Annotated in this window: 11 protein-coding genes; 6 read left to right on the top strand and 5 right to left on the bottom strand. The window is 56.8% G+C overall.

The window, feature by feature from the left end; genetic code table 11:
* Window positions 1-53 precede the first annotated feature (53 nt).
* Window positions 54-1,223 (top strand): glycosyltransferase, encoded by a 1,170-nt coding sequence (locus RQ935_RS02320; RefSeq protein ID WP_311497042.1) that lies wholly within the window; start codon window positions 54-56, stop codon window positions 1,221-1,223.
* An 84-nt stretch (window positions 1,224-1,307) separates the two neighbouring features.
* Window positions 1,308-1,925, top strand: coding sequence for a dTDP-4-dehydrorhamnose 3,5-epimerase (locus RQ935_RS02315; protein WP_311497041.1), 618 nt, complete (start codon window positions 1,308-1,310; stop codon window positions 1,923-1,925).
* Between the two features lie 2 nt (window positions 1,926-1,927).
* Here RQ935_RS02315 and RQ935_RS02310 read toward each other — a convergent pair whose 3' ends face one another.
* Entirely contained in the window at window positions 1,928-2,542 is a 615-nt protein-coding gene (locus tag RQ935_RS02310) for a hypothetical protein (protein ID WP_311497040.1), read from the bottom strand.
* A 238-nt stretch (window positions 2,543-2,780) separates the two neighbouring features.
* Here RQ935_RS02310 and RQ935_RS02305 point away from each other — a divergent pair, with 238 nt between their 5' ends.
* Together RQ935_RS02305 and RQ935_RS02300 are read left to right on the top strand one after the other, a co-directional pair.
* Complete coding sequence (locus RQ935_RS02305) at window positions 2,781-3,803, top strand: glycosyltransferase family 2 protein (protein WP_311497039.1); 1,023 nt, start codon at window positions 2,781-2,783, stop codon at window positions 3,801-3,803.
* Window positions 3,800-5,824, top strand: a complete 2,025-nt coding sequence (locus tag RQ935_RS02300) for a DUF6541 family protein (protein ID WP_311497038.1) — start codon at window positions 3,800-3,802, stop codon at window positions 5,822-5,824. Before RQ935_RS02305 ends, RQ935_RS02300 begins: the two co-directional genes overlap by 4 nt.
* Before the next feature lie 154 nt (window positions 5,825-5,978).
* Here RQ935_RS02300 and RQ935_RS02295 read toward each other — a convergent pair whose 3' ends face one another.
* From RQ935_RS02295 to RQ935_RS02280, 4 genes are all read right to left on the bottom strand, one after another.
* Window positions 5,979-7,436: a hypothetical protein gene (locus RQ935_RS02295; RefSeq protein ID WP_311497037.1), complete on the bottom strand. Its 1,458-nt coding sequence runs from the start codon at window positions 7,434-7,436 to the stop codon at window positions 5,979-5,981.
* Window positions 7,437-7,539: 103 nt separating this feature from the next.
* Window positions 7,540-8,880 carry an ABC transporter ATP-binding protein gene (locus RQ935_RS02290; RefSeq protein WP_311497036.1) on the bottom strand — a complete coding sequence of 447 codons (1,341 nt, stop codon included), beginning with the start codon at window positions 8,878-8,880 and terminating at the stop codon, window positions 7,540-7,542.
* A complete protein-coding gene (locus RQ935_RS02285; protein ID WP_399531838.1) occupies window positions 8,880-9,758 on the bottom strand; it encodes an ABC transporter permease in 879 nt (292 codons plus the stop codon). Before RQ935_RS02285 ends, RQ935_RS02290 begins: the two co-directional genes overlap by 1 nt.
* Before the next feature lie 3 nt (window positions 9,759-9,761).
* Window positions 9,762-10,886 (bottom strand): glycosyltransferase, encoded by a 1,125-nt coding sequence (locus RQ935_RS02280; RefSeq protein WP_311497035.1) that lies wholly within the window; start codon window positions 10,884-10,886, stop codon window positions 9,762-9,764.
* A 209-nt stretch (window positions 10,887-11,095) separates the two neighbouring features.
* On the opposite strand from RQ935_RS02280, the gene RQ935_RS02275 reads away from it, so the two are divergent.
* Window positions 11,096-12,157, top strand: coding sequence for an NAD-dependent epimerase/dehydratase family protein (locus RQ935_RS02275; RefSeq protein WP_311497034.1), 1,062 nt, complete (start codon window positions 11,096-11,098; stop codon window positions 12,155-12,157).
* A gap of 41 nt (window positions 12,158-12,198) precedes the next feature.
* Complete coding sequence (locus RQ935_RS02270) at window positions 12,199-13,035, top strand: NAD(P)-dependent oxidoreductase (protein ID WP_311497033.1); 837 nt, start codon at window positions 12,199-12,201, stop codon at window positions 13,033-13,035.
* The last annotated feature ends 16 nt before the right edge of the window (window positions 13,036-13,051 follow it).

Genomic DNA, 13,051 nt, shown 5'->3' with positions numbered 1-13,051 from the left:
TCAGTAGACCAGAACCGGCAACCCAACCGCACTATTGAGACATAATGGACACTATGAAGGTTGCCGTTGTTACTACTGAATATCCCACGATTGAATCTCCCAATACCGGGGTGTTCGTGCGCATGAATGCCCAGGCTATCGGGATGAATCACGAGGTGACGGTGGTGCATTTGCGTTCCGAAGCGGCTGGTAGTGAGGAAAACCACTATGTGGACGCCAACGTGGATGTGCGGGGTTTTCCCAATGCGATGCGCGCTCCGGAGGATTTCGAACGTGCCGCTCAGATTGTGTACGCCCTAGCTCCCGGTTTTGACATTATTCACACGATGAATCAACGCTCCCTAATTCCGTTTGGGCTGCCGGAACGCGAGGATGAACAGCTGGCTTGTGCTTGGGTGCACACCGAGCCGTGGCAGCTGACCAGCCCGATGGACTGGCCGCAGGAAGTCTTGCCGGTAGAGGAAATCCTGCTGCGTCCCGACGGCCTCACCGCCCCGGCGGTGAAAATGCTCGAGGACATTGCCTCCCGGCGTTTCTCGTCCTATACCGCCGCCGTGCCCTACATAGTGCCTTCCCCGCTGTACCCTGCGGTGCCGCAGCTAGAGGGAACGCAAAGCGCGGTTCCCGCTGACAGTGAGTTCGCCCCTCGCCCGCGCGAGGCGGGTCAGCTCCGCTTAGTTTCGGTCGGTGCAGTCAACGCGAAGCATCAGCCGGAAGTAGCGATTCGCACGGTGAAAACGCTGCGCGCTGCCGGGGTGGACGCCACCCTAACCTGGGTCGGTGAAGGGGTCGCGAAGATTCGGAGTCAGGAAAAGATTAAAGACCTGAAGCTGGAGGAATACGTGCGTTTTGTCTCCACCAACGAGGTCGGAGTGATGGAAGCCCTCAATGCTGCGGATTTGTTCATCGGTCCCACCAAGGAGGAAAACTTTTACGTGCCGGCCCTCCAGGCTCTGCTGGCGGGACGTCCCCTGGTGCTGGGTGAAGGTGCCCGCGATTTGCAGTGGATTGGCGCCGATACCGAGCGGGTCGTGCGCATCGTGACGGAAAAGAACTCGAAGTTTTGGGCTCAGGCGTGTCAGGAACTGCAGGCCGCTACCGCCGCGATGGAGCCCCGCGAAGTCGCCGAAACGGTGGGGGATCGCTACTCGCCGTCCGCCATTGCCGCGGAATACGACGAGGTCTACGCCGAAACCATGGCGGCCAGCGGGTTTGCCAGCTGACCGGCCGGGGTCGCTCTGCATATGAAAAAAACCCACTAAACTATTGATGGCTGAAACAGCTACGGACTAGGGAAAGAAGACACGATGGAATACCGCGAACTAAAAATTGCCGGCGCTTGGGAGATTACCCCCAAACAGTTCCCCGATGAACGCGGGGCGTTCATGGAAATGTACAAGATGGACGAGTTTGCCGGGGTAGTGGGTCATCCGCTGGGCCTGGTCCAGGCGAACTGCTCCATTTCAAAAGCCGGGGTGGTGCGCGGGATTCATTTCGCGGAAGTGCCGCCCAGCCAGGCTAAGTACGTGATGTGTCCGAGTGGTGCCGTGTTGGATTTCGCGGTCGATATTCGCGTGGGGTCCCCCACCTTTGGCCAGTGGGATTCGGTGTTGCTGGAGGGCGAACATCGCCGGGCCATCTACCTGTCGGAGGGCTTGGGGCATTGTTTTGTAGCGCTGGAGGACAACTCCACCGTGGTTTACCTGTGCTCCGCGGGCTACAATCCGGGACGCGAACACGGGGTTTCCCCGGTCGACCCAGAAGTGGCGCTAAAGTGGCCGGATCGTGACTTGGCCGGCAGGCCGCTGCAAGTCATTCTTTCGGAAAAGGACACGGCCGCGCCGAGCCTGGCCGAGGCTCGTGAACAGGGCTTGCTGCCGGACTATCAGGCGACCTTGGATTACGTGGCGTCTTTGGGTCGCTAACCCTATCCGAGTATTTTTGAGGAGATGAAGGGATACTTGGTATCCATTTCCATGTTGTGCTCGCAGCGATCCCGAGGCCAGCGCACTTGATAGATTGACCCGTCATCGGTGAGAATCCACACTTGTGGGTGTCCCTCGTAGTACAGTAGGCAACCTTCCCCGGGGGCGAGAACCTGTGGTTCATCGGCTTTGGCCAGGTCTTTTCCTAAAGTCGTGAGGGAACCCTCATACAGTTTGACCTCGGGTTTTTTGTCGGGGTCGAATCCGGTTACGTAGGCGGCGGCCAGTATTTTGTGCTTACCGTCATATTGAGCCAGGTGGTTCCAAACCCAGTCTGTACCGTCAACGTCCTCCTCGTCAATAACTCTGTCTGCTGAAACCCTAGAGAGCAGATATTCGCCATAGTCGTCGGTGGGCAGGTTCGCTTTCCAATTTCCCGATTCGGTAGGAGTGGGGATTACGGGTGGCGGGGTAGCGATGTCAGGTGCAGTGGTGGTAGGTGTGGCGGCGGACTGTCCCGGTGTCTTGCTGGCAGTGGAGTGTTCGGACTGATTCGCGCAGGAACCCAGCGCTAAAAGGCACAATAGCGCCAAGACGGAGCCACTTAGCTTTTTCATGGCAAACACCTCTCAAAAATAGACCGTCAACGTTTGCAGGAGTGGGGGTCGAGTCGGTTTTCATTCTAACTGGTTCGTTCCCGCTTAGTTTGTTGTTTGTTTGCTGTCACAAGGGAACCGTTATTGTGGTGGCGTTTTGTGCCGCTGCGCCTGAGGGGGGTCATGTTTTGTTTCCTGGTTGACCGGCTTTGTGTCCGCTACTCAATGTCGTTTGTTGTGATGCGTTAAACTGTCAGGGATGGTAGATACAGCACAAAAACAGGTGTGGGCAATCGGGGTGGCGTATGCCCCCGATATGGCTCGGCTCGATGCGGTCATCGCCTCGCTGCAAACCCAGGTTCAACAGGTGTTGATAGTCGACAACACCCCGAAACCCTCTGTGGAACTGCACGAATACTGGCAGTCTTGGACCAAACGCGGGGTAGTGGTGTTGGAACTCGGGCGCAATCTCGGCATAGCGGCGGCCCAAAACCTCGGCGCCCGCCATGCTATCCGTCACGGTGCGACCGCGCTGTTGTTCTTTGACCACGACTCGGTGTTTGCCAGCGACTACGTGGCACAAATCGAAGAGGCTTACGGGCGTGTGGTTGGCAACATCGGGGCGCTGGGCGGCCTGGCTTTTGACCAACGCGAAACCGATGCGAGCAAACGAGACGTACTGGCCTACCGCTTCACCCGCTTCGGGCCGCGCCGCTACCCGGACGAGGCCTTGCGCGAGGCGTCCGCGGATCTCTCTGGCGGGGGCCTACTGCCCGCGGCTTTCCTCATTGCCTCCGGGCTGTACGTCCCAGTGGAAACCTGGCAAGCCGTGGGACCAATGAACGCGGACATGTTCATTGACCACGTGGATTTGGAATGGTCCGCCCGAGCCAACGCGGCCGGCCGCGGTACCGTTCTGGTGACCGGGGCGACTATTGACCACCAGCTCGGCGACGATGTCGTGAAAATCCCGGGTCGCGCCCAAGTCGTACATGTTCACTCGCCGTTCCGGGTGTTCTACCTGGTGCGCAACACTTGCTGGCTGATTCGTGGCATCGCCCCGATACCTGTGACTTGGCGGCTGGGATACGCGGTGTGGCTGGTCAAATTCGTGGCCTTCAACCTGGTGTTTGCCCCGCGGCTGACCCATGACCTGGCCCAGCGCGCCGCGACAATCCTGCGGGCGCTGCGTGCCGGCTGGGGCCGAATGCCCGCCCCGATGACCGCCGCGCCCTCCGTGTCAGGTGAGTCTCCTGCGCCACAATCGGGACCGGCGCGATGACCGCGTTCCTGCTGTGTATAGCCGTTCTGGCGGTTTTCCTGATTCTTCCCGGTTTTGTGCTGGCCGTGGCCGCGCGTTTCCGGCTTTTGCCCGCTCTCGCTCTGGGCGCCCCGATTACCGCCGGAGTCCTGGCCGTTTTCGGTCAGGTCTTGGCCTGGCTGCACATTCCGTGGAACTTGCAGGTGGTCGGGCCTTTCCTGGTGTTTCTGGTCGCTGCAGTCTGCTCCCAACGGGTGTATTCCCTGAGACACCAGCCGCGGGGAGGCCACACCGTGACTGCAGAGATACCGGCGCATCCGGTAGCCCCCGAAGTCTCTGTGCCGCGGGTCTGGTTCGTGATTTCGCTGTTCCTGGCCTTGGTGGCGGCCGGGATCATCCAGCTGCTACCGTTTGTGCAAACCCTGCCGATACCGGCGTCCCCCTCCCAATCTTTCGACGCGATGTTCCACTACTCCTCGGTGCGGGTGGTGGCCGATGACGGCAGCGCCGCCTGGACAGGGGCTCTGGACTCGCTGTATCCCGGCCGCCAGGGTGTGTACTATCCGGCCCAGTGGGCAGCGCTATTGGGCCTATTCGTCCCCTACGCCACACCCACGCTCCTGTCCAACGCCCTGCTGATGACCCTCACCCTCACCGTGTGGCCGCTCGGAGTCGCCCTGCTGGCCCAATATGCCTTTGGTCAGCGTCACCCCGGCGTTCCCCTGGCGGTCCTGCTGAGCCTCTGGCCCCTGGTCTTTCCTTACTATCTGGGGGTTTTGCAATCCCTTTATCCTTACGTCTTGGGGGTCATGTGGTGGCCTCTGGCTCTGTGGGTCATCCTCAGGTCGGCGGATACTTTAGTGAGCTGGCATGCGGGCGTGACCCCGGACGTCACCTTTTCCCGGCTCTGGGGACGGTTTTTTCCCAAGACCGTACTGGGCGCTTTGGTGGTTTTCGCCGCCATCCACGCCCACCCCTCTATTTTCGGTTTCCTCTGTCTGGCCGTATTCGCCTGCCTGCTGAATGCGGTCGTGAAACGCCAGCTCAAGCCATGGTGGTGGTTGGGGGTAGTCTTAGCGGCCCTGGCGGGAGGGCTGGTGGTGCCCTTCGGCCTGACTCGGCTGGGAATCGGGGCGCGTGCCACCCAGGCTGGGGACAACCTGGAAATCTTGCGGGCGCTGGCGGCCATGCTCGGCCTGAGCCAAATCTACCAAAACCCCTGGTGGCTGCCGCTTCCCTTGGGTTTGTTCAGCCTGTTGGGCCTGGCTTGGTACACCGCAAAACGTCGTGACCTGCGTATGGTCACGATTATTGCCGGGATATTGGTCCTGGTGGCGGCCACAAAAGTGCCGCTGGGGCCGCTCAGCATCCTCACCGGCCTGTGGTACGGGGCTTATGACCGTATCGGGTCCGGGATTGCCGTGTTCCTGCCAGTTTTTGCGGCGGGAGCGGTAGGGGAACTCGCGGTGTTTCTGTCCCGCGCGGTGACGTCACGAGTTTTGCCGTCACGAGGTTCCGCGGCGCGTGTCGGGGTCGCCTCCCTCGCCGTGGTTCTGCTCACCGGGCTGGTGGCCGCTCCGGTGGTGCCACGATGCTATCCCGACCGCGTGACGCTGGCCACCATCGCCTTTGTGCCCGGTTCCCAGTTCCATGCCCCGTGGGTGTCGAGCGAAGAATTCGCAGCCATGTCTAGCCTCCGGCTGCCGCGAAACTCCCTGGTCATCGGCGACCCCTCCGCTGGGGAAGGCCTCCTGTACGCCACCACGGGCATCCCGACCTATTACCTGCAGCTGTCCGGGTCGGCCTTTGACGAAAACCGCAAGTACTTGGCCGACCACTTCCGTGAAATCGGTACGAACCCCAAGGTCTGCGCCATTATCCGGCAAGAACGAATCACCCACTACTACGCCGATGCTACCGGAGTTTCCGACCGCGACTTTACCTATCCGGGCCTGCACAACGTGGAAGTGACCAGAGGTTTCACCCCGGTCGCGCAGCTCGGCGAAGCCACGGTGTATAAAATCGAGGCCTGCGGAAATTAACGCCTCTGCCCGCAACGTTACGCGCAGCGCTTGAGTGTACTTAGGGCAAACTGCCCCCAAACTAGAGAGCAAAGCAGGGCTCAGCGAAACGGATTAAAAGAGTAGGAGCCCCAGCTTGAGCCGGGGCTCCTATTGAAACAAATCGGTATCAGGACTATATCCGATGAGCTGGATCGGTAGACCAAGAATTGGTCATACAGCCCCCGTTGTTGCCCTGTCCGTTTTCGGGAAGGAACTGCCAAGTAATCATTGAACCGGCAATCAAAGTCGTATCCCAGTCTCTGCCGGCCGGTACTCCTCCTACGATACCCTCAACTTCAAAGTCGCGATTAGCGGTACGTTTTGCGTGCAAACCATAGGTTTCAGTGGGAGTCCATTCCGGGTAGAATCCGCAATCGCCCACCGAGGCATTGCCTGCCTGAGTTTCCACGTTACTAAAGAAGGCATGAACGTAGTCGCCGTTATTAGCGCCATCGCCTTCCACCGAGGCATAGAGCCGACCACGGAAGTTGACTTTCAGATTCGCTATGGGACGACCGTCATACCACACTACTGCCCAACCAGAGTTAGCCCACCATTCAATTCGGAAGTTATGCCAGGACCAGTCGGAGGGCTTCACATAGTCATAGTCGAAAATGCCGTCCTCCATCCGACCCAAGAAAATCCAGGGATTTCCACCAGTTTCCGGAGCTCCGCGGTCGGTTTGTATCCCAGCTGCTGCCGCCGACCCGTACTCATCGTGCAGTCGAATGTAGGCATTGAAGCCTCGCCCGGCACCGTTATTCATCAGGTTTGCGCTGATGGAAGCATAGGGCTTACCTTCGGGGATAAACACCTGGGTGCCTTTATTGATGCCGGAAAAGTTGATGTTAGTGAAGGTCACATTGGCGCTGTCGCCAGGATTCTTGCCGGCAGCCATCATGGTTGCGGCCGGGCCATTCATAGAACCGCTGAAATAGTAGGGTCCATAGCGGCGGGTATTGTCCACGATAAACAGGATTGACTTAGAACTCCACTGAGCTTTGATGATGTGACGGTAGTCCCGAACGTAATGCTGTTGGTCTATGTCCACCGCTGTGCCATTTTGCATCTTTTGAATAATGGAGGCGTTGTTGAGTTGCTGATTATAGTCAACCAGGGGATAGATACCTTGGAACATTTGTCCCCGGTTCATACCGCGCACGATGATTTGCGGCCCGTAGGTTACGTAGCCTTCACTCAAAATTCCAATTTCGTACCAATTTGCCCCGTCAAACATCATCTGGAGCACTGCCTTATGATCTCCGGTGCCGTACGTACACATACCTGGCTGGCAGTTTTGCCCATTATTCCCTACCAGCTGCAGATTCAGGGTGCCACGGCGGGACATCTGGTAGGCAGTGGTGGCTTGTGCCCCACTCCACAGCCCGTCCTGAGATTTTCCTGCTAGGTTCACTTGCGCATTGTGGTCTTGGATGCGGGCACTCCAACCGTTACTGGCTGCAGTCCAGTAGCTGGTAGTGGAGGCGTGAGCCAGGGGAGCCTGCCAGGCAGTCACCCCAGTCAAAGCCATGGCAAACGCAAATAATCCTGCGATGACGCGTAAATAAAACCGTTTCTGGGTAGAAATCATGGAGATCCTTCAATCGCTAAATCCAAATGCTCTACTATTCATTATAGGCATGCCCCGTACACGAGAATTAGGGATTGTCATTTTTGCGCTATTATGCCAGCTCTCAGGCCTGACCGGCATCATCTGCGTTGAACATATCCGGATCGGTTAACGCTTCCCAATAGGCTGCGTCTCGGGCGGGTAATTCCACCATCGGAACCGGGGGGGTCAGGTTGGTGAAAGTCGAGTTAAAGGTGACTACCCCGGCAGATTCCATTCCTGCCCAAGGCAAGACATCGAAGGCCAAACCTTTCTGCCAGGCATCGTACATGACCGACGAATCAATGTTTTGAATAGAGCAAGAGAGGAAATAAGTTCCCGGACGCAGCGGCAGCCGAGGAATCTTGACTTCAATAGTCCCGCTGCCTGGGTCGATGTATTCCGGTACGTATCCGGCGTCCAGGGCATGGTATCCCCACACCCAGAAGCCTTCGCGAGTGTCCACCGATACGCCAAAAATGGGTTTCTCGATGCGTTCTTTGGCTTCATAGGTCAGTCGGATAGTCACTGGGTCACCGGTGTGAACCTTTTTTGCCCCCTCTGGCCCCAACCATTCCATCTTGGTGACTTCGACCTGACCGCTGCCGAACCGGGTTCCGCCTCCCTGCTCGACCCGTCTCGCACCGTGGGCCATATTGGAATAGCGGTCGACAATCTCTGAGGCTCCCCCAACAGCCACCAGTTTCCCGTGATCCAGCCAAGCCGCCTCATCGCAGAAAGTCCGCATTTGTTCCAGACCGTGGCTGACCACAACCACGGTGCGGCCTTCGGAACGGAACTGGGCAAACTTTGCCATACATTTTTCTTGGAACTCCAAGTCGCCGACCGCCAGGATTTCATCCACCAGCAAGATTTCAGGCTCCACATGGATGGCTACGGAAAATCCTAGGCGCACATACATTCCGGAAGAATAGCTTTTCACCGGTTGATCAATAAACTTTTCCACCCCGGAAAATTCCACAATCGCGTCCAGTTTGCGTTCAATCTCGGCTTTGGACATGCCCAAGATGGATCCGTTGAGGAAAATATTTTCCCGTCCGGTCAAATCGGGGTGAAAACCGGAACCAACTTCCAGCATGGCAGCGACACGGCCGCGGGTGGTAACCGTGCCGGAGTCAGGGCTCAAAATCCGGGCGATGCATTTCAGCAGAGTAGATTTACCCGAACCGTTTTGACCTAACAGGCCGAAAGTTTTCCCTTCGGGGATCTCTAAATTGATGTCATCCAGGGCATGGAACAGTTCATAGCGTTCTTTCTTGCCTTTCAAGAGGCGACGTTTCAAGGATTGTTCATGCTCGTGGTAAATCCGAAAAGTCTTGGACAAGTGTTCGACCGTGATGGCGGGAGGACGTGGGGAATCGCCCGTAGAGACTGTTGCGTGAGAAAAACTGTCGCGTTGTGACATTAGAGTTCCTCCACGATTCTCGGTGAGAAACGACGGTAAACCAGTATCCCTATCAGGAGATTAAAAGCAGTCCAGGCCAGGATGCCTCCCCACACTTCCGGTCCGGGCAAAGCGTAGTCGTAGAGAACCGAGCGGAAGGCTTCCAAGATAAGCTCGGCGGGGTTGAGACGGAACACCACGTCCAAAGGCAAGGGTTTACCCTGCCAGCCCCAACCCATCTCAAACAGATGCTCCTGGGCGGCCACCAACATCGTGAGCGGGAACACGACTCCGGAAGCATACATCCACACTTGTGCGAGGATGCTCCACAGATGAACGATGTCCCGAAAGTAAACGGTGGCGATAGCCAAAAACAGGGCCAAACCAAAGCTGAAAAGCCCGGTAATCACTACGATCAGCAGCAGCAAGGGGAGGTACATCAAGACTTGTGGCCCCCCTATCAGGGCGGTGATAATCACCAACACACTCAGTTCAAAGAGAAAATCGAAAGTGCGAGCCAGGGCTGCGGAAAGTACCAGCACGTAACGCGGAAAATACACTTTGGTCAGCAATCCTGAGTTACCGACCAAAGCCCCCATGCCGTCGTTCACTACGCCCACCAGGTATCCCCAACACAAAACTCCGATGCCGATCCACAGAGCGAAGGAATCAATCCCGGAATTGCGTCCCGGTTCGACTCCGCCGCGGAAAACCAGCCCGAAAATCACGGCGAAAACCGCGATGGTGGCCAACGGGTTAATCAGCGACCACAGTCGACCCAACAGGGTGCCTTTATATTCCGAGCTGACGACACGTTTGGCTAACACCATGGTTAGAGCCACGGTGTGCTTCCAGGAATTCGGGTTCTCTCCGGTTTCGGAATCGGGTTGTTTCTTCATTAGCTATGCTTTGTCTTTGTCGGAAGAGCCGGCTTGCGCGTTTGGCTCCGCAGAGGGGTGGGCAGAGCCGCGATGATGGCCAAACAGTCGGGCAATCCAGGTCTTGATACTACGGTTGTCGAGGCGCTGATGCAGGGCTTTCAACAGCTCGGTTGCTTCGTTAATCTGATCGGACAGAATTTGGTTGGTTTCCGCCTGTAAACCTCGATATTGTGCCATTTGGCTTTCCAATAACTGAATTTGGGCGTCTTTCACCGTTTCGAGGTGCTGTGCCTGAGCGGCCTCAATCTCACGTTGCTCACGCCGCAGCTCATCTTGATAGTGAGCCATCAGCAGAGCCAATCCCAATGTTGCTGGATTGGCTCGGTTCGCTTGGCGGAGGTAGCTATTGCGAATAATGGCGTGAAAATCATGGTGTTCACGAGCGGCCACCACAATTGAGTTGCCTAAATCTCCGCTCAGGTTTTGGCGGTGATGCCAGTTTGCCAGGGGTTGTGCTAAGTAGCGCACTTCGCCGAGCAGCAGCAGCCGAAGGGTAAAATCCCAGTCCGCCAAAACCGGCAGAGTGGAATCCCATCCCTGCAGAGTTTGGAGTGTTTCGGTGCGAAACAGCAAAGCTACCGGGGGTACAAAGTTTTCAATCAGAGTATCTTCCAAGTTCAGCGCAGTTTTGTCCGCGGCCAACAGTTCTCGTGAGACTTCGGTAACGGTGTGATTTTCCACATCAACAGTCTCATAAATCACGTTGCTTTGGGTGGCTGCCGCGACCGCTGCGGGGTGCTGTTGCAGTTCACCCACGGTTGTTTCCAGGAACTCTGGCTGCCAGGAATCATCATCGTCCAAAACGACCGTGTAAGTGGCCTGCAGCTGTTGCGCGCGGGCAAACCCGGGATTAACCACGCCTTCGCGCCCGGTTACGTCCCCGGGACCCAAGGTAATAACTTCGCTGCGTTCACGCTGCTGGGCGGGAACGGTCTCTAGGAGGGTCTGAATTGCGCCTGGGTCGCCGCGGTCATTGACAATAATGTGGACATAATCTGTGAAAGTCTGGGCGCCGACACTAGCAATGGCTCGTTTCAAAAGCAGTTCCCGGTTGTGAGTCCGGGTCACGATGGCAACGGCTGGCAATCTTCCTCCACGTTTCTTGAGCTTTCCATATCCTACCGTATTCCTTGGAAAATCCTCCCATTACTTGTGGCGCCGATTTCCCCGATACTGGCAGGTGGGTTAAACTGTCGTTTTTTCGCCTCTGCGGTAACGGATAAGATAGTCACAGTATCGCAACAAAGGTTTTGGGGGAATACGGAGTAACAATGACGGAGCCAAGAATTGCTTGGGTGACTGGAGGAGCTGGATTTATCGGGTCGGCTCTATCTACGTCGCTGGTGGAGCGTTTCGACAAGGTCATCGCCATCGACAACCTTCTGGCTCAAGTTCACCCGGAGGGCCAGCCCGCGGCTGGTTTCGATTCCCGTGTCGAGCTGCTAATCGGCGATGTGACTGCAGCTGATACGTGGGAAACCGCGCTTTCACAGGGAAAACCCGAAGTTGTGGTGCACCTGGCGGCGGAAACCGGTACCGGCCAGTCCCTACGGGAATCCACCCGTCACACGATGGTGAACGTGGTGGGAACCTCCCTTATGTTGGATCAACTCCAGTCCCACCAGGCCATCCCGCGCCGGATTCTCTTGTGTTCCTCCAGAGCGGTCTACGGTGAGGGTGCGTGGCTTCGAGAGGAAGGCCCGCAGGCTGGGGAACTGTTTTACCCCGGAATGAGAACCGCGGCGATGCTGGGGTCGGGGCAGTGGGATTTTCCTGGTGCCCAGCCGGTCGCACAGGATGCGCGCCGCATTACGGTTCATCCTGAATCAGTTTACGGAATCACCAAGTGCGCCCAAGAAGACCTGCTGACTCTGTGGGGGGATGCTTTTGGATGTGAAATCGTGATTTTGCGTCTGCAAAACGTTTATGGTCCCGGTCAAACTCCCGGTAACCCCTACACCGGCATCATGTCGATTTTCTCTCGACTGGCTCGGGAAGGCCGGGTTATTCCTCTTTACGAAGACGGTCAGGTACGTCGAGACTTCGTGATTATTGACGATGTGGCTCGAGCCTGCCTGTTGGCTTTGGAAACGAAAACCCCACCCCGTTTCCCGGTCGATATTGGTTCGGGAGTGTACACGACCATCGCTGAGGCCGCGCGGATAATCGCGCGCATTTATGGTGCCCCTGAGCCTGAGGTGACCGGTCAGTGGCGTCATGGTGACGTGCGCCACGCCTGGGCGGATCCCTCGGGGGCAGCTGAAGCCTTGGGATTCCAGGCTCAAATTGGTCTGGAACAAGGCCTGCAGAAACTGACGACCTGGGTCGATCAGACCTGGCAGCGAGACAAATCTTAAGGTAAGTTTTCCCTAACTGAGAGGCTGGTATTATCAACATTATGCGTAAGAAAATTTTGGTTACCGGGGCGGGCGGATACATTGGTCGCCACGTTGTTTCGTCACTGCTTGACCAAGGCCACCAGGTCTCCGTGGTCGATCGGCGCACCGACGGTATCGACCCGCGAGCCAAGATTCTGGATGTCGATATTTTTTCCGGCAGCGAAACTATCTATGATGAGTTGGAACGTCCCGAAGTCGTGTTGCATATGGCGTGGCGCGATGGTTTCAAGCATAACTCTCCGGCTCATATTGATGATTTGGCTGCCCATATGCATTTCACCGAGAACCTGTTTAAAGGCGGGTTGAAAACGTTTGCCACCATGGGAACTATGCACGAAGTTGGCTATTGGGAGGGCGCTATTGACGAAAACTGTGCGTGCAACCCGGAATCGAACTACGGTATCGCAAAGAACGCGTTGCGTCAGTTCACCTTCATGAGCGCTAAACAACATGATGCCACGGTCTTGTGGTTGCGCGCCTACTACATCACCGGTGATGACCTGCACGGAAACTCAATCTTTTCCAAACTGCTGAAAGCCTCACGCGACGGCCAAAAACATTTCCCTTTCACCATGGGAAAGAACCTCTATGACTTCATTTCGGTTGATGAACTGGGCGAACAGATCGCGGCGGCTTCAACGCAAACGGCTGTAACGGGGATTATCAACGTGTGCAGCGGCAAGCCAATGTCGTTGGCAGAACGAGTCGAGGCCTACATTTTGGAAAATCACCTGGACATCACTTTGGACTACGGAGCCTTCCCCGACCGACCTTATGACTCGCCTGGGGTGTGGGGCGACCCGACGAAGATAAACCAGATTATGGCTTCGGCTTAAAAGTCCGATAGCGAGA

The organism is uncultured Mobiluncus sp. (assembly GCF_963511525.1).
Lineage (GTDB): Bacteria > Actinomycetota > Actinomycetes > Actinomycetales > Actinomycetaceae > Mobiluncus.
Note: the sequence above shows the minus strand (reverse complement) of the source record. Positions and strands in the feature narration are given on the sequence as shown.

What these genes read in the sequence shown, in the direction of transcription:
- RQ935_RS02320 (WP_311497042.1), top strand. Translation starts at nt 54, where the DNA reads ATGAAGGTTGCCGTTGTTACTACTGAATATCCCACGATTGAATCTCCC.
- RQ935_RS02315 (WP_311497041.1), top strand. Translation starts at nt 1,308, where the DNA reads ATGGAATACCGCGAACTAAAAATTGCCGGCGCTTGGGAGATTACCCCC.
- RQ935_RS02310 (WP_311497040.1), bottom strand. Translation starts at nt 2,542, where the DNA reads ATGAAAAAGCTAAGTGGCTCCGTCTTGGCGCTATTGTGCCTTTTAGCG.
- RQ935_RS02305 (WP_311497039.1), top strand. Translation starts at nt 2,781, where the DNA reads ATGGTAGATACAGCACAAAAACAGGTGTGGGCAATCGGGGTGGCGTAT.
- RQ935_RS02300 (WP_311497038.1), top strand. Translation starts at nt 3,800, where the DNA reads ATGACCGCGTTCCTGCTGTGTATAGCCGTTCTGGCGGTTTTCCTGATT.
- RQ935_RS02295 (WP_311497037.1), bottom strand. Translation starts at nt 7,436, where the DNA reads ATGATTTCTACCCAGAAACGGTTTTATTTACGCGTCATCGCAGGATTA.
- RQ935_RS02290 (WP_311497036.1), bottom strand. Translation starts at nt 8,880, where the DNA reads ATGTCACAACGCGACAGTTTTTCTCACGCAACAGTCTCTACGGGCGAT.
- RQ935_RS02285 (WP_399531838.1), bottom strand. Translation starts at nt 9,758, where the DNA reads ATGAAGAAACAACCCGATTCCGAAACCGGAGAGAACCCGAATTCCTGG.
- RQ935_RS02270 (WP_311497033.1), top strand. Translation starts at nt 12,199, where the DNA reads ATGCGTAAGAAAATTTTGGTTACCGGGGCGGGCGGATACATTGGTCGC.